Below are 15,380 nucleotides of genomic sequence, written 5' to 3' on the forward strand. Positions count from 1 at the left end.
TCAAAAACTAGCCAGTCCGTTGTGATATAGTGGTCAGGTTTTGTACATAAGCGAGGACATCATGGATACTGAAATAACCCCAACACAGCTGGCAATTGAATATTTACGTCGCGATAAGAGCAACCTGTCTCCGGCGCAGTACCTGAAAAAGCTGAAACAGCTTGAGCTGGAATTTACAGATTTGCTGGCGCTCTCTTCGAATGAACTGAAAGAAGAGATCTACTTTGCCTGGCGGTTGGGCGTTCACGTCCATTGAGTACATGAGAGTAAAAGGGCCGCGAGTGCGGCCTTTTTTGTGTCTGAAATTCAGTATCGGGCGGCGGTGACGCCACCCGGCATTGTCCTCAAACATTGACGGCGTTGATCAGCCGCGACTTCATGGACTGATACGCCGACGCCGCAAAATCCTCCGCCCAGCGCTGGTCCTCAATCGCCTCCAGCTGCACCGCGCAGTACTTCGTTTCCGGCGTTTTGGAGATGGGATCGAGATTATCCTGGGTCAGCTCGTTGCAGGCGCCAATCCACCATTGATAGGTCATATAGACGGCCCCGGCGTTGATACGCTCGCTGATGCTGGCGCGGGTAATCACTTTGCCGCGACGCGAGCGCACCCAGACCAGCTGGCCCTCCGCGATGCCCAGCTTGTCCGCATCGGCAGGGTTCATTTGCACCCGGCCCGGCTCATCGGCCAGGCTTTGCAGCGCGGCGCAGTTCCCGGTCATCGAGCGGCAGGAGTAGTGCCCCACTTCACGTACCGTACACAGCACCAGCGGGAAATCTGCGTCCGGAGTTTCCGCCGGTGCGCGCCACGGTGCGGCAAAGAGCTGGCCTTTACCGGTTGGGGTGTCGAACTGATTGTCTTTGTACAGGTACGGCGTTCCCGGATGATCCAGCGTCGGGCACGGCCACTGCACGTGGCCCATCTCGCCCATTTTTTCATACGTCACGCCGTAAAAGAGAGGGCACAGCTCGCGCATCTCATCCCAGATCTGCTGGTTGGAGTCATAATGCATCGGGTAGCCCATCTCGGTGGCGAGCAGGCTGATGATTTCCCAGTCGCGCTTCACGTTGCCGCTGGCCTCAATGGCTTTGCCGAAACGCTGGAACCCGCGATCGGCACAGGTAAAGACGCCGCCGTGTTCACCCCAGGAGGTGGCAGGAAGCAGGACGTCCGCCACTTCTGCCGTTTTGGTCATAAAGATGTCCTGAACCACGACAAAGTCGAGCGCCTCAAAACCGCTGCGAACGAGACCGAGATCGGCTTCGGTCTGTAGCGGATCTTCCCCCATGATGTAGTAGGCCTTGACCTTGCCTTCCAGCGCCAGATGGGGCACCTCGGTAATGCGCGTCCCGACCCGATCGTCCATTTTATTGACGTCAATTCCCCATGCATCGGCAAACTTCTGCCTGACCGCCGGGTCGGTCACATCCTGATAGCCCGGGAACATATTCGGCAGAACGCCCATATCGCAGGCGCCCTGAACGTTATTTTGTCCGCGCACCGGCCCGACGCCGACGGCAGGGCGCCCGAGGTTGCCGGTCAGCAGCGCCAGGCTGGAAAGCCCTTTGACCACATCCACGGCCTGACCAAACTGGGTTACGCCCATCCCCCACATCACGGTGGCGGAAGGGGCCGCCGCGAAGGTACGCATTGCCTGGCGAACGTCGCGGGCGGGAATGCCGGTAAGATGCTCAACCTTCTCCGGCGCATAGTCTTTCACCGTCTGGCGATAGGCCTCAAGCCCCTCGGTAAAGCGCGCCACGTAGCTTTTGTCGTAGAGCTCCTCTTCCAGCAGCACGTAGCCAAAGGCGTTCACCAGCGCCATGTTGCTGCCGTTTTTCAGCTGCAGATGCTGGTCGGCGATGCGCGCCGTTTCAATGCGCCGAGGATCGCAGACGATGATTTTTGCGCCGTTTTCCCGCGCTTTCAGCACGCGCCGGGCGACGATAGGGTGGGAGTCCGCGCAGTTATAGCCAAACACCAGCAGGCATTTTGAGTTTTCAATATCGTTGATTGAGTTGCTCATCGCGCCGTTGCCGAGCGTTTCCTGTAAACCGGCTACGGAAGGGCCGTGACAGACGCGCGCGCAGCAGTCCACGTTGTTGGTGTTCAGCACCGCGCGGGCAAATTTTTGCATCACATAGTTTGTTTCATTGCCGGTTCCGCGAGAGGAACCGGTGGTCATGATCGACCGCGGCCCTTGCTGCGCTTTAATATTGCTGAGCCTGTGGGCGGTGTAGCGGATAGCCTCTTCCCAGGTAACGGGAGTGAATGCCTCGCCTTTGCGGTAGCGGATCATCGGCTGGGTCAGGCGCGGGGTGAGCAGACGGGTATCGTTGAGGAAGTCCCAGCCGTAAAAGCCTTTCAGACACAGGGTGCCCTGGTTTGTGACGCCTTCTGCGGCTTCGGCACGGATGATACGGTTATTTTCAACGACAAGGTTTAATTTACAGCCTGCACCGCAGTAGGGGCAGACGCTGGCGATCTTTTTCATCAATAACAGACCTGTTAAGAAATGAAGCAAAGTTGACTGGAAAACCCAGTCCCGTAAGCAGAGCTAAGCAAGAACCGTGCCAGGTTGGCTTTGCTGGTTTAACAGGGTGTCAAGCGGGGAAGGCGCGTGTCATCGTCAGGCTGTTCGTCAGTTTTGACGATGACACGAAAGCAGGATGAGTGGCCGTGAAATTACAGGTCGTCCATGGTGTAGCCCACGACAATTTCCAGCGTCTTGCGAATCACATCCGCCTGGACAACATCGTGGGTCGCTTCCAGCGTCTGAATGAGCCAGAGGATTATCGCTTTGTTGGACAGATGGCCTTCGGAGGCCAGAACACAGCGTACTGCAGTAGAAAAAACAGCGGACTCTTCAGCAAAACGATCGCCTGCGTGACGGAAATATTCCGACAGCGCACTGTCTAAAAAAGCAGAGTGGTATTCGGGTTGAAGCTGAATATTTTGTCTCATTTGTTCTCACCGTAGCTGTTAAATTGCAGTCAATGTATTTTTTTGGGGTCGGACGGTTTTCCACTTCCAAATAAAGGCACTACATTGTCTCTGTTATCGTTGAGAGGTCCCTCTCTGTTCGTTCGTCCTTGCGCGGTTCTGCGACGTTTAAAGGCGATGCTGTTTGAGCCGATCTCGGCAATCACCACCGCAAGTGTCTCCCGCCGCCGGGGATTCTTTTCATGTTCTTTCATTACCCGCAGACGCTGCAGCAATCCTTCGGTTGTCACTGGCCCCCGCTCTTTCAGAAGAGAGAGAACGGCTTCACCGATAAGCGTGTCGATCAGTCGGTCTGCGTCACTGCTATTCATCACGTTACCGTTCGAAGAGCAGACCAAGCAGCATGTGGTAGTGCTCTTCCTCTTCCGGACCATCGGCCCTTTCGAGGCGGCTGAGCAGTTTGGTACAGAGCGATTTGCGATTCAGGTTTCGCCCGTCGCTGAGGATTTCGACAACCACCTGGCCCAGCGTCTCCTGCTGGGTGGGAAGTGCTGCCTTTTCGAAGTACTGTGCGATCGCTGCTGCGGAATCTGTGGCGTAACCTTTCTGCTGCATGTTTCGCTCCTGTAAAATTTTGTAATCACTAACGTTACAATTAAGGTATACACAATTCCTAAATCTGTACATACAAAATGTACAGATTTTTAATATTTTTATGATATATTTTATAAAATGCTTTATTTTCAATATGTTGTTTGGTTGTCATGAACCGGTAATGTTACAGGATATATTGTACAAAAAGGTCTGACACTGGTAAGTTGTACAGCGCAGAAAAATGTTTCATTAACTGCCGTAAATGATTGAGATGTAAATTATTTGTCAGGCAATGAATGTGCTATAAATGATACTTATCCACCTTTTTTGTGGCCAAAACCCTAACCCCAGGAATCGCATGCTCACAACCATCATTTACCGCAGTCATATCTGCGAGGACGTTCCAGTGAAAGCGCTGGAAGCCATGGTCGCTGCAGCAAATAGTAAAAACCGGCAATCCAACGTCACGGGGATCCTGCTGTTTAACGGCACACATTTTTTTCAGCTGCTTGAAGGGCCAGTGGAACACGTCTCTGCCATCTATGAGCAGATCTGCAACGATCGGCGCCACCATAACGTGGTGGAGCTGATGCGCGATCACGGACCTGTCCGGCGTTTTGGCAACGTGGGCATGGAGCTTTTTGATTTGCGCCACTTCGACAGGGACGAAGTGCTGCAGCAGGTGCTCAACAGGGGGACGACACGCTATCAGCTGACGTATAACGACCGCCCGCTGCAGTTTTTCCGCACCTTTGTCGAGGCCACGGAAAAAGCGAACTATTTTGAACTGCCGCCTGCGGATTCCTGGGAGTTCGTTCGCGAAGAAACGCGCCTGTCCGCTCAGCCCGAGGTGGTCGCAAAAGGGGCGGATTGCAGCTTTGCGTTCCAGCCGATAGTCGATCCGTTTATGCAGCAGGTCGTCTCCTGGGAGGCGCTTCTCCGCACGCCTGACGGCGGCGCTCCGGGAGATTACTTTGCCAATTTGCCGCGTGACGAGGTGTACGCATCTGATTTACACAGCAAGCAGGTGGCGCTGTCCATGGCCAGCGCGCTGGGGCTCCAGGACCAGACGTTATCCCTCAACCTGCGGCCCATGACGCTGGTCAACATTCCCAACGCCGTGGATTTCCTGCTCACCGCGATTGAAGCCAATGGGTTTGTCCCCGAGCAAATTGTGGTGGAGTTCACCGAGAGCGAAGCCATTTCCCGTTTTGATGAATTCACGGATTCGGTCAGGCAGTTAAAAAGCGCGGGTATTAGCGTGACGATCGATCACTTTGGCGCCGGTTTTGCCGGTCTGCAGCTGCTGGCGCAGTTCCAGCCGGACAGAATTAAGATTAATCGCGATCTGGTCGCGAACGTGCATAAAAGTGGCCCCCGGCAGGCCATTATTCAGGCGATTATCAAATGCTGTTCCTCGCTTGAGATCCAGTTCTGCGCGGTAGGGGTAGAGAAGGCTGAAGAGTGGATGTGGCTGGAGTCCGCGGGGATTTCCCAGTTCCAGGGACATCTTTTTGCCAGCCCGCGACACGGCGGTATTCCCGCGATTGCGTGGCCGGAGAAAAAGTTCGACTTCTGATAAAGCTGTACACATTCCGGCAGAGTTAACTGTACGAATGGTAAATTTTATACAACAATGTATTAACAGGTGGATGGGAAAGAACCCCGTTCACCCATTCAAAATGCGGTCTTAGTTATACAAATGGTGTGTACAATCTGATAAGGTTGGTGCAGTTAGGTATGGAAGTTCTGAGCGTGAGGGAGTTAATGGCCTATTACAGTATCGGCGAAGTGGCCGAACGATGCGGTATCAACCCCGTTACGCTGCGTGCCTGGCAGCGCCGTTATGGATTGTTGAAGCCGCAGCGAAGCGAAGGGGGTCATCGTCAGTTTGACGATGAAGATATCCTGCGCATTGAAGAGATCAAGCGCCTGATGAAAAGCGGCGTCTCGGTCGGAAAAGTCAAAGCTTTGCTGGAAAACAAAGAAGTGTTGACTCAGGGCAACTGGGTTTCGTTCCAGGAAGAGATGATGACCGTTCTGCGTTACGCCAGCCCGGCAAAGCTGCGCGCCAAAATGGGCGAATTCCGCCGCGATCACGCGATAGACGCGCTGATTGACAATATCATTTCTCCCGTTCGTCAGCGCATGAATCAGGATCAAAACACCGTGCGCCACATGGCGAGCCTGTTTGACGGCGTACTGATCGAATTCGCCATTGCAAGCCTGGCGGAATCCCGCAAAAAAATCGGTAAAGACGCGCTCCTGATAGGCTGGGAATGCGATGACCGCACCCACCTGTGGCTGGAAGCCGCGCGCTTATCGCAGAAGGGTTGGCACATTGACGTCCTGGCGGAACCCATTGATTCGCCGCGTCCTGAACTGTTCCCTGGGCAAAAAATCTTCGTCTGGACGGGGAAATCCCCAACGCCTCGCCAGCAGGAACAGCTCGATCACTGGCGTGAACAGGGGTTTGCTGTCTCATTTCATCACTGATCTTCAGAGGCCCAGAGGGGCTTTTTTTGTTTTAGTCATTTTCTGAGCAAAAGCTATCTCAAAAATAGGCATTTCCGATGCATATTTTACTTTTCTCTTCCCCGTCATAAATGCCGCGATGAAATGCATTATTAATCAATGCATTGAACAAATACATCCATCCTGACTGCATCCTCTCACAGGGTCTATGCTTAATAAAAGTAGGCAAAAAGGGCGGTTTAGCCGAATGCCCCTGCTGACAGAGGGTTGAAGTGATAATCGTTATCACTAACATGGTGTTATGCCCTGATGGCTTATCAGATGAGGTGGACCTATGGAACTGCATTCAGAAACCTTTAATCCTGCCGATTTTGCCTGGCGCGGCTTAACGCTCACGCCAGCGGCGGCGGCACATATTCACGAGCTGGTGGCGAAAAAGCCCGAGATCCTCGGCGTACGTTTGGGCGTCAAACAGACCGGCTGCGCGGGTTTCGGCTACGTGCTCGATACCGTCACCGAGCCCGAGAAAGATGACCTGGTGTTCGAGACGGACGGCGCGAAACTGTACGTCGCGCTGCAGGCCATGCCGTTTATTGACGGTACCGAAGTGGACTACGTCCGCGAAGGCTTAAACCAGTTATTCAAATTTCATAACCCGAAAGCCCAGAACGAATGCGGCTGCGGCGAAAGCTTTGGGGTATAGGCGGAACTATGTCTCGTAATACTGAAGCAACGAGTGATGTAAATACCTGGAGCGGTGGGCACCTCAACTATAAAGAGGGGTTCTTCACCCAGCTGCAGACCGATGAGCTGGCGAAAGGCATTAACGAAGATGTCGTGCGGGCGATCTCGGCGAAACGTAACGAGCCGGAGTGGATGCTGGAGTTCCGCCTGAGCGCCTTCCGCGCCTGGCTGGAGATGGAAGAGCCGCACTGGCTGAAAGCGCATTATGACAAGCTGAACTATCAGGATTACAGCTACTACTCTGCGCCGTCCTGCGGCAGCTGTGACGATACCTGCGCCTCGCAGCCCGGCGCGGTGCAGCAAACCGGTGCGGAGAACAACTTCCTCAGCAAAGAAGTGGAAGAAGCCTTTAACCAGCTTGGCGTGCCCGTGCGTGAAGGGAGAGAGGTGGCGGTGGACGCCATTTTCGACTCCGTCTCGGTGGCGACCACCTACCGCGAGAAGCTGGCAGAGCAGGGGATCATTTTCTGCTCCTTCGGCGAAGCGATTCACGATCATCCGGAACTGGTGAAAAAGTACATTGGGACCGTGGTGCCCTCTAACGACAACTTCTTTGCGGCGCTCAACGCGGCGGTAGCCTCTGACGGCACCTTTATCTATGTGCCGAAAGGCGTGCGCTGTCCGATGGAGCTTTCCACCTATTTCCGCATCAATGCCGAAAAAACCGGCCAGTTCGAACGCACGATTCTGGTCGCGGATGAAGGCAGCTACGTCAGCTACATCGAAGGGTGTTCCGCCCCGGTCCGCGACAGCTACCAGCTGCACGCGGCGGTAGTGGAGGTCATCATCCACAAAGATGCCGAGGTGAAATACTCCACGGTGCAAAACTGGTTCCCGGGCGACGGCAATACCGGCGGTATCCTGAACTTCGTCACCAAGCGCGCGCTGTGCGAAGGCGAAAACAGCAAGATGTCGTGGACCCAGTCTGAAACCGGCTCGGCCATCACCTGGAAATACCCGAGCTGCATCCTGCGCGGGGATAACTCCATCGGCGAGTTTTACTCGGTGGCGCTGACCAGCGGTCATCAGCAGGCCGATACCGGCACCAAGATGATCCACATCGGTAAAAACACCAAATCGACCATCATCTCGAAAGGGATCTCTGCCGGGCATAGCCAGAACAGCTATCGCGGGCTGGTGAAAATCATGCCGACGGCCACCAACGCGCGTAACTTTACCCAGTGTGACTCGATGCTGATTGGCGCTGACTGCGGGGCGCATACCTTCCCGTACGTCGAGTGCCGTAACAACACGGCCCAGCTTGAGCACGAGGCGACGACGTCGCGGATTGGGGAAGATCAGCTCTTCTACTGCCTGCAGCGCGGGATCAGCGAAGAAGACGCCATCTCAATGATCGTCAATGGCTTCTGTAAGGACGTGTTCTCAGAACTGCCGCTGGAATTTGCCGTTGAAGCCCAGAAACTCCTCGCCATTAGTCTTGAACACAGCGTCGGTTAAGGAAAGCACATGTTAAGCATTAAAGATTTACAGGTTAGCGTAGAAGACAAAGCCATCCTGCGTGGCCTCAATTTTGACGTCAAGCCGGGTGAAGTTCACGCCATCATGGGGCCAAACGGCTCCGGGAAAAGTACGCTTTCTGCGACGCTGGCGGGGCGCGAAGATTATGAGGTGACCCACGGCTCGGTCGAGTTTAACGGCAAGGATCTGCTGGAGATGTCGCCGGAAGACCGCGCGGGAGAGGGCATCTTCATGGCCTTCCAGTATCCGGTCGAAATTCCGGGCGTCAGCAACCAGTTCTTCCTGCAGACGGCGCTGAACGCGGTGCGCAAGTATCGCGACCTGGAGGCGCTGGACCGCTTTGACTTCCAGGACCTGATGGAAGAGAAGATCAAGTTGCTGAAAATGCCGGAAGATCTGCTGACCCGTTCGGTGAACGTTGGCTTTTCCGGCGGCGAGAAAAAGCGTAACGACATCCTGCAGATGGCGGTTCTGGAGCCCGAGCTGTGCATACTGGATGAGACCGACTCCGGCCTGGATATCGACGCCCTGAAGATCGTTGCTGACGGGGTGAACTCCCTGCGTGACGGCAAGCGTTCGTTCATTATCGTCACCCACTACCAGCGCATTCTGGACTACATCAAGCCGGATTACGTCCACGTGCTTTACCAGGGGCGTATTGTGAAATCCGGTGATTTCACGCTGGTTAAACAACTGGAGGAGCAGGGCTATGGCTGGCTTACCGAACAGCAGTAATGCGCTCCAGCAGTGGCACAGGCTGTTTGAAGCCCAGGGCGGCACGCGCTCTGAGCAGGCGCAGCAGCATCTGCAGCAGATGCTGCGTCTCGGCCTGCCGACGCGTAAGCATGAGAACTGGAAATATACCCCGCTTGATGGCCTGCTGAACGCCGAGTTTGTGACCCGCCTGGCGGATCTCACCCCGGCGCAGCGTGACGCGCTGGCCGTAAACGTGGATGCCGTGCGCCTGGTGTTTGTCGACGGTGAGTTCCGTCCGGAACTGAGCGACGCCCTTCAGGGGAGCGGATTTGAGATTGTGATAAACGACGATCGCCAGCCCCTTAGCGCCCCGGTTCAGCCTGAGGTGTTCCTGCACCTGACCGAGAGCCTGGCCCGCAGCGTAACGCACATCCGCGTGAAGCGTAACCAGCGTCCGGCAAAACCGCTGCTGCTGATGCACATCACCCAGGGGCTGGACGGCGACGAAATCAACACCGCGCACTATCGCCATCATCTTGAGCTGGCGGAGGGGGCGGAGGCCACGGTGATTGAACATTACGTCAGCCTCAACGATATCCGACACTTTACCGGATCCCGTCTGACGATGAACGTTGCCGCCAATGCCCAGCTTCACCACGTTAAGCTGGCGTTTGAGAACCCGCAGAGCCACCACTTTGCCCATAACGACATTTTACTTGGGCAAGATGCCGCAGCCTACAGCCACAGCTTCCTGCTCGGCGGGTCGGTGCTGCGCCACAACACCAGCACGCAGCTTAACGGTGAAAACACCACGCTGCGCATCAACAGCCTGGCGATGCCGGTTAAATCTGAAGTATGCGACACGCGCACCTGGCTGGAGCACAACAAGGGCTACTGCAACAGCCGCCAGCTGCATAAAACCATCGTCAGCGACAGAGGTCGCGCGGTATTTAACGGACTGATTAACGTGGCGCAGCACGCCATCAAAACCGACGGGCAGATGACCAACAACAATCTGCTGTTAGGGCGCCTGGCGGAGGTGGACACCAAACCGCAGCTTGAGATCTACGCCGACGACGTGAAGTGCAGCCACGGTGCGACGGTCGGGCGCATCGACGACGAGCAGATGTTCTACCTGCGTTCACGCGGCATCGACGAGCAGGCGGCGCAGAAAATGATTATCTATGCGTTTGCCGCCGAGCTGACGGAAGCGCTGAACGATGGTCAGTTAAAACAGCAGGTGCTGGCGCGTATCGGCCAGCGTCTGCCTGGAGGCGAAGCATGAGTTTTCCCGTCGAGAAAGTACGGGCAGATTTTCCGGTTCTGACCCGTGAAGTGAACGGTCTTCCTCTGGCCTATCTGGACAGCGCGGCCAGCGCCCAGAAGCCGAATCAGGTGGTGGATGCGGAAGCCGAGTTTTATCGCCACGGCTACGCCGCCGTGCATCGCGGTATTCATACCCTGAGCGCCGAGGCGACCCAGCGTATGGAAAACGTGCGCACGCAAATTGCCGCCTTCCTCAATGCAAAATCGCCTGAGGAGCTGGTCTTCGTGCGCGGAACCACCGAAGGGATCAACCTTGTCGCTAACAGCTGGGGCAACGCGCAGGTCCACGCGGGGGATAACATTATCATCACCCAGATGGAGCACCACGCCAATATCGTGCCGTGGCAGATGCTCTGCGAGCGCGTTGGTGCGCAATTGCGGGTCATTCCGCTCAACGTTGACGGGACGCTGCAGCTCGAGCAGCTCGACGCATTGCTTGATGACCGCACGCGGCTGGTGGCGGTCACCCAGGTCTCTAACGTGCTGGGGACGGAAAACCAGGTGGCAGAGATTGTCGAAAAAGCCCATCAGGCCGGCGCGAAGGTGCTGATTGACGGCGCCCAGGCGGTAATGCACCACGCGGTTGACGTTCAGGCGCTGGACTGCGATTTCTACGTCTTCTCAGGCCACAAGCTCTATGGGCCGACCGGGATTGGCGTGCTCTACGTGAAGGAAGACATCCTGCAGGCGATGCCGCCGTGGGAAGGGGGCGGATCGATGATCGCCACCGTAAGCCTGACGGAAGGCACCACCTACGCGCGCGCGCCGTGGCGTTTTGAGGCGGGTACGCCCAACACCGGCGGGATTATCGGTTTGGGTGCGGCGGTTTCTTATGTCTCGGCAATCGGCCTTGATAGCATTCAGGAGTACGAACAGCTGCTGATGCACTATGCGCTTGCCGAGCTTGCCAACGTGCCGGATCTGACCCTCTACGGGCCTGCCGACCGGCAAGGGGTGATCGCGTTCAATCTCGGGAAACATCACGCCTATGACGTGGGCAGTTTCCTTGATAACTACGGCGTGGCGGTCCGTACCGGGCACCACTGCGCCATGCCCCTGATGGCGTTTTACCAGGTGCCGGCAATGTGCCGCGCGTCGCTGGTGATGTACAACACAACGGAAGAGGTCGACAGGCTGGTGGCGGGGCTTAAGCGTATTCACCAGCTGCTGGGCTAACGGAGAGGCAAAAGATGGCAGAACTGCCGGACAGAGACAAATTACTGCGCAACTTCTCGCGTTGCGCAAACTGGGAAGAGAAGTACCTCTATATCATCGAGCTGGGGCAGCGTCTGCCGCCGCTCGCTGAAGAGGCGCACAACCCGGAAAATATTATTCAGGGCTGTCAGAGCCAGGTGTGGATTGTGATGGAACAGTCTGACGACGGCACGATAGCACTGCACGGCGACAGCGATGCGGCCATTGTAAAAGGACTTATTGCGGTCGTCTTTATTCTTTACCACCGGATGTCGGCGCAGGATATTGTCGCGTTTGATGTCCGCCCGTGGTTTGAAAAAATGGCCCTGACCCAACACCTCACTCCGTCTCGTTCCCAGGGTCTGGAAGCGATGATTCGCGCTATTCGCGCCAAAGCTGCAATCCTTAGCTAGACTTACAGAACAGCATTCATTCTGTTTCGCGAGGTGGTTCCCGCCTCGCTGGTTTTTCAGCTTTCTGGCGTCCTGTCAGTGAATAAGGAATCTCAGCATGAAGCGCGCGTCTCTAATAACTCTATTACTCCTCAGTTCGCTCGGCGCACTTAATTCGGCCCGCGCGATGGACTATCCGTTGCCGCCCGCAGGCAGTCGCCTGATTGGGCAAAATCAAACCTACACGATACAGGAAGGGGATAATAAGCTGCAGACCATCGCCCGTCGGTTTAACACGGCGGCACAGGTAATCCTGGAAACAAACAATACCATTGCGCCGGTAAACCCTGCCCCGGGAACCGTCATTACCATTCCGTCGCAGATGCTGCTGCCGGACACGCCGCGCGAGGGCATTGTGGTAAACCTCGCAGAGCTTCGGCTCTATTACTTCCCGCCGGGAGAAAACATTGTTCAGGTCTTCCCGCTCGGCATTGGACAGCTGGGGCTGGAAACACCGGTCACGACCACGCGCGTAAGCCAGAAAATCCCGAATCCTACCTGGACACCCACGCCGGGCATCAGAGCACGCTCTCTGGAGCAGGGAATTAAATTACCTCCGGTGGTACCTGCCGGGCCAAATAACCCGCTGGGACGCTTCGCACTGCGTTTAGGGATAGGCAACGGGGAATATCTCATCCACGGCACCAGCGCGCCGGACAGCGTAGGCCTGCGGGTCAGCTCAGGCTGTATGCGGATGAACGCCCCGGACATTAAAGCCCTGTTCGAACAGGTGCGGGTTGGCACGCGGGTACAGATTATCAATGAACCCGTGAAGTTCTCCGTGGAGCCGGATGGTAAACGCTATATTGAAGTCCATCGCCCGCTGGCGCAGGCTGAGGGAGAAAACCCGCAGGTCTCGCCCATTACCCATTCCGCAGACTTTGCGACCTTTGTTTCTCAGTCGGGAAGCGATAAGGCGCTGATTGAGAAAGCCCTGTCACGCCGCGCCGGGATCCCGGTTATCGTGTCGTCAGGGAGCGGTCCGTCAGCCAGCAATAGCGTGTTGTCGGTGCAGAACAGTCGGGTGTCCGCAGCGGTAGCGGAAGATGAAGGGGAGAAGGTGACGCAGTAGCCGTTTTACGCAGGCAAAAAAAATGGCGCACAATGTGCGCCATTTTATTAACAGGTACTATTACTTACGGTATTTAGTAGCCTGGTTGTCCAGACGCTGGTTAGCGCGAGCTGCGTCGTCTTTAGCAGCCTGAACGTCGGAACGCATTGCGTTCACGTCGTTGCTCAGCTGGTCAACTTTAGCGTTCAGAGTCTGAACGTCAGAAGACAGCTGATCGATTTTAGCGTTGCTGGAGCAACCAGCCAGCAGAGTAGAACCCAGGATTACCGCGCCCAGTACCAGTTTAGTACGATTCATTATTAATACCCTCTAGATTGAGTTAATCTCCATGTAGCGTTACAAGTATTACACAAAGTTTTTTGGGTTGAGAATATTTTTTTGATGGGAATACACCTATTTTTGATCGTTCGCTCAAAGAAGCATCGAATCGGCCCTTTTTGAGCAAAAATCTATGTAAAAAAAGGCATTTATCATCGGATTCATCTTAGATAATTCGCAATTAAATAGAGAAACCCGATTTGCAATTTGAATGACTTTGGCTAATGCCAGGAATAAAAAAAGCGCCCTGAGGGCGCTTTTTATCAAAATTAATTCGTTCGGGAATTATTACAGCACGTGAACAGATGCGGTATTGGTAGTTCCGCTTGGTACCAGCGCGCCAGAAACCATGACCACAACGTCACCTTTCTGTGCCAGACCACGATCAACCAGCTCCAGCGCCACTTCTTTACCCAGACGGTAGAAATCATCCGTAGAGGCGATCTCTTTCACCAGGTGAGGGATCACGCCTTTGCTCAGCACCAGCTGACGAGCCGTGGTTTCGTTGGTGGTCAGCGCCAGGATAGTCGCATCCGGGAAGTATTTACGCACCGCGCGAGCAGATTTACCGCCCTGGGTGGCAACCACGATCAGCGGTGCTTCCAGCTTCTCAGCCGTTTCTACTGCACCGCGGCAAACCGCTTCGGTGATGCGCAGCTTGCGGCTGTCGTTGTTGTAGTCCAGACGGCTTTTCATTACGCGGTCGGTACGTTCGCAGATGGTGGCCATGATGGACACCGCTTCCAGCGGATATTTACCTTTTGCGGATTCGCCGGACAGCATAACGGCATCAGTACCGTCGAGGATGGCGTTAGCCACGTCGCCTGCTTCTGCACGGGTTGGGCGTGGGTTTTTGATCATGGAGTCCAGCATCTGCGTTGCGGTGATAACCACTTTGCGCGCGCGAACACATTTCTCGATCATCATCTTCTGCGCGAAGATCACTTCTTCAACCGGGATTTCTACGCCCAGGTCGCCACGTGCAACCATGATGCCGTCAGACGCTTCGAGGATTTCGTCGAAGTTGTTCAGGCCTTCCTGGTTTTCAATTTTGGAGATGATCTGGATCTTCTCGCCGCCGTGCGCTTTCAGGTGCTCACGAATTTCAACCACGTCAGAACGCTTACGGATGAAGGATGCCGCAACAAAGTCAACGCCTTGTTCACAGCCGAAGATCAGGTCCTGTTTGTCTTTTTCAGCCAGTGCTGGCAGTGCGATAGAAACGCCCGGCAGGTTAACGCCTTTGTTTTCGCCAAGGTCGCCGTTGTTCAGCACTTTACAGATAACCTTGTTGCCTTCGATCGCGGTGACTTCCATACCGATCAGACCATCGTCTACCAGCACGGTGTTACCGACGGACAGGTCGTTGGTGAAGCCTTCGTAGGTCACTGCAACGATTTCGCTGTTGCCGACAACGGATTTGTCGGTGGTGAAGGTGAAGGTCTGGCCCGCTTTCAGAGAGACGTCGTTACCGCCTTCCAGTTTGATGGTACGGATTTCTGGACCTTTGGTGTCCAGCAGGATGGCCGCTTTTTTACCGGTCTTGCTCATTACGTTGCGCAAGTTCTGGATACGCTGACCGTGTTCTGCGTAATCACCGTGGGAGAAGTTCAGACGCATCACGTTCATGCCGGCGTCCAGCATCTTGGTCAGCATCTCTTCAGATTCGGTTTTCGGGCCGATAGTACAAACAATTTTCGTCTTTTTCATGACAGTCTTAGTCTTTAAGTTGGGAAGGATATGGAAATCTCGCTCCGGGGGCGCACTGCCGCGGAGTCAAACCTGTGTTGCAAAAGAGTATATGACACGCACTAAGGATAGGAGACATCAAATGAGCGTGCAGAAGAAAGTGTGCCTGAGTGACAGCCCAACGAAGGAGTGGAGAAGTTGTACGTTGTTTTTTGTATTCCAAGCGCTGAAACCATTCACCAGGGATTAGGCGCGCATTATACGCTGATTTTAAGATAAAAGGAAAATGGAAACGGTGTTTCAGAAATATTCTGTGCAGTTTCACATAATATTGTTATCAAGGCGTTAAGCCATGATGACAACTTATGGCGGCAGGTGATTGACCTGCCGCGTTTTG

At 55.0% G+C, this 15,380-nt stretch carries 17 protein-coding genes; 10 read left to right on the plus strand and 7 right to left on the minus strand.

The window, feature by feature from the left end; genetic code table 11:
- Positions 1 to 61 precede the first annotated feature (61 nt).
- Positions 62 to 256 carry a YdiH family protein gene (locus ACJ69_RS04875; protein WP_003857766.1) on the plus strand — a complete coding sequence of 65 codons (195 nt, stop codon included), beginning with the start codon at positions 62 to 64 and terminating at the stop codon, positions 254 to 256.
- Between the two features lie 88 nt (positions 257 to 344).
- Here ACJ69_RS04875 and fdhF read toward each other — a convergent pair whose 3' ends face one another.
- The 4 genes from fdhF to ycgZ form a co-directional block, all read right to left on the minus strand.
- Positions 345 to 2,495 (minus strand): formate dehydrogenase subunit alpha, encoded by a 2,151-nt coding sequence (gene fdhF / locus ACJ69_RS04880; RefSeq protein ID WP_054829555.1) that lies wholly within the window; start codon positions 2,493 to 2,495, stop codon positions 345 to 347.
- 191 nt (positions 2,496 to 2,686) lie between these two features.
- Entirely contained in the window at positions 2,687 to 2,965 is a 279-nt protein-coding gene (locus ACJ69_RS04885; RefSeq protein WP_023311323.1) for a biofilm/acid-resistance regulator YmgB/AriR, read from the minus strand.
- A gap of 29 nt (positions 2,966 to 2,994) precedes the next feature.
- Complete coding sequence (locus ACJ69_RS04890) at positions 2,995 to 3,315, minus strand: hypothetical protein (RefSeq protein WP_059346574.1); 321 nt, start codon at positions 3,313 to 3,315, stop codon at positions 2,995 to 2,997.
- Positions 3,316 to 3,319: 4 nt separating this feature from the next.
- Complete coding sequence (ycgZ, locus tag ACJ69_RS04895; protein WP_029739771.1) at positions 3,320 to 3,559, minus strand: regulatory protein YcgZ; 240 nt, start codon at positions 3,557 to 3,559, stop codon at positions 3,320 to 3,322.
- A 337-nt stretch (positions 3,560 to 3,896) separates the two neighbouring features.
- Between ycgZ and ACJ69_RS04900 the strand changes: the two genes are divergently transcribed.
- The 9 genes from ACJ69_RS04900 to ldtE all read left to right on the plus strand — a co-directional run bounded on the left by ACJ69_RS04900 (position 3,897) and on the right by ldtE (position 12,976).
- On the plus strand, positions 3,897 to 5,117 hold the full coding sequence (locus ACJ69_RS04900; RefSeq protein WP_029739772.1) for a diguanylate phosphodiesterase: 1,221 nt from the start codon (positions 3,897 to 3,899) through the stop codon (positions 5,115 to 5,117).
- 188 nt (positions 5,118 to 5,305) lie between these two features.
- Positions 5,306 to 6,034 carry a MerR family transcriptional regulator gene (locus tag ACJ69_RS04905; RefSeq protein WP_029739773.1) on the plus strand — a complete coding sequence of 243 codons (729 nt, stop codon included), beginning with the start codon at positions 5,306 to 5,308 and terminating at the stop codon, positions 6,032 to 6,034.
- A gap of 313 nt (positions 6,035 to 6,347) precedes the next feature.
- Entirely contained in the window at positions 6,348 to 6,716 is a 369-nt protein-coding gene (sufA, locus tag ACJ69_RS04910; RefSeq protein ID WP_008500631.1) for a Fe-S cluster assembly scaffold SufA, read from the plus strand.
- A gap of 8 nt (positions 6,717 to 6,724) precedes the next feature.
- Positions 6,725 to 8,215 carry a Fe-S cluster assembly protein SufB gene (gene sufB, locus ACJ69_RS04915; RefSeq protein WP_059346575.1) on the plus strand — a complete coding sequence of 497 codons (1,491 nt, stop codon included), beginning with the start codon at positions 6,725 to 6,727 and terminating at the stop codon, positions 8,213 to 8,215.
- A gap of 9 nt (positions 8,216 to 8,224) precedes the next feature.
- Entirely contained in the window at positions 8,225 to 8,971 is a 747-nt protein-coding gene (gene sufC, locus ACJ69_RS04920) for a Fe-S cluster assembly ATPase SufC (RefSeq protein ID WP_059346577.1), read from the plus strand.
- Positions 8,946 to 10,217, plus strand: a complete 1,272-nt coding sequence (sufD, locus tag ACJ69_RS04925; protein ID WP_054829556.1) for a Fe-S cluster assembly protein SufD — start codon at positions 8,946 to 8,948, stop codon at positions 10,215 to 10,217. The genes sufC and sufD overlap by 26 nt, the downstream gene beginning before the upstream one ends.
- Positions 10,214 to 11,434, plus strand: a complete 1,221-nt coding sequence (sufS, locus tag ACJ69_RS04930; protein ID WP_054829557.1) for a cysteine desulfurase SufS — start codon at positions 10,214 to 10,216, stop codon at positions 11,432 to 11,434. The genes sufD and sufS overlap by 4 nt, the downstream gene beginning before the upstream one ends.
- A gap of 14 nt (positions 11,435 to 11,448) precedes the next feature.
- Entirely contained in the window at positions 11,449 to 11,865 is a 417-nt protein-coding gene (gene sufE, locus ACJ69_RS04935; protein ID WP_047648025.1) for a cysteine desulfuration protein SufE, read from the plus strand.
- 97 nt (positions 11,866 to 11,962) lie between these two features.
- On the plus strand, positions 11,963 to 12,976 hold the full coding sequence (ldtE, locus tag ACJ69_RS04940; protein WP_054829558.1) for a L,D-transpeptidase LdtE: 1,014 nt from the start codon (positions 11,963 to 11,965) through the stop codon (positions 12,974 to 12,976).
- A 60-nt stretch (positions 12,977 to 13,036) separates the two neighbouring features.
- On the opposite strand, the gene lpp is transcribed toward ldtE, so the two are convergent.
- The 3 genes from lpp to ynhH form a co-directional block, all read right to left on the minus strand.
- Positions 13,037 to 13,273 (minus strand): murein lipoprotein Lpp, encoded by a 237-nt coding sequence (lpp, locus tag ACJ69_RS04945; protein WP_001082307.1) that lies wholly within the window; start codon positions 13,271 to 13,273, stop codon positions 13,037 to 13,039.
- 309 nt (positions 13,274 to 13,582) lie between these two features.
- A complete protein-coding gene (gene pykF / locus ACJ69_RS04950; RefSeq protein ID WP_029739779.1) occupies positions 13,583 to 15,004 on the minus strand; it encodes a pyruvate kinase PykF in 1,422 nt (473 codons plus the stop codon).
- A gap of 7 nt (positions 15,005 to 15,011) precedes the next feature.
- Positions 15,012 to 15,308, minus strand: coding sequence for a protein YnhH (gene ynhH, locus ACJ69_RS26030; RefSeq protein ID WP_423250730.1), 297 nt, complete (start codon positions 15,306 to 15,308; stop codon positions 15,012 to 15,014).
- Positions 15,309 to 15,380: the final 72 nt, after the last annotated feature.

It is taken from the genome of Enterobacter asburiae, assembly GCF_001521715.1.
GTDB lineage: Bacteria > Pseudomonadota > Gammaproteobacteria > Enterobacterales > Enterobacteriaceae > Enterobacter > Enterobacter asburiae.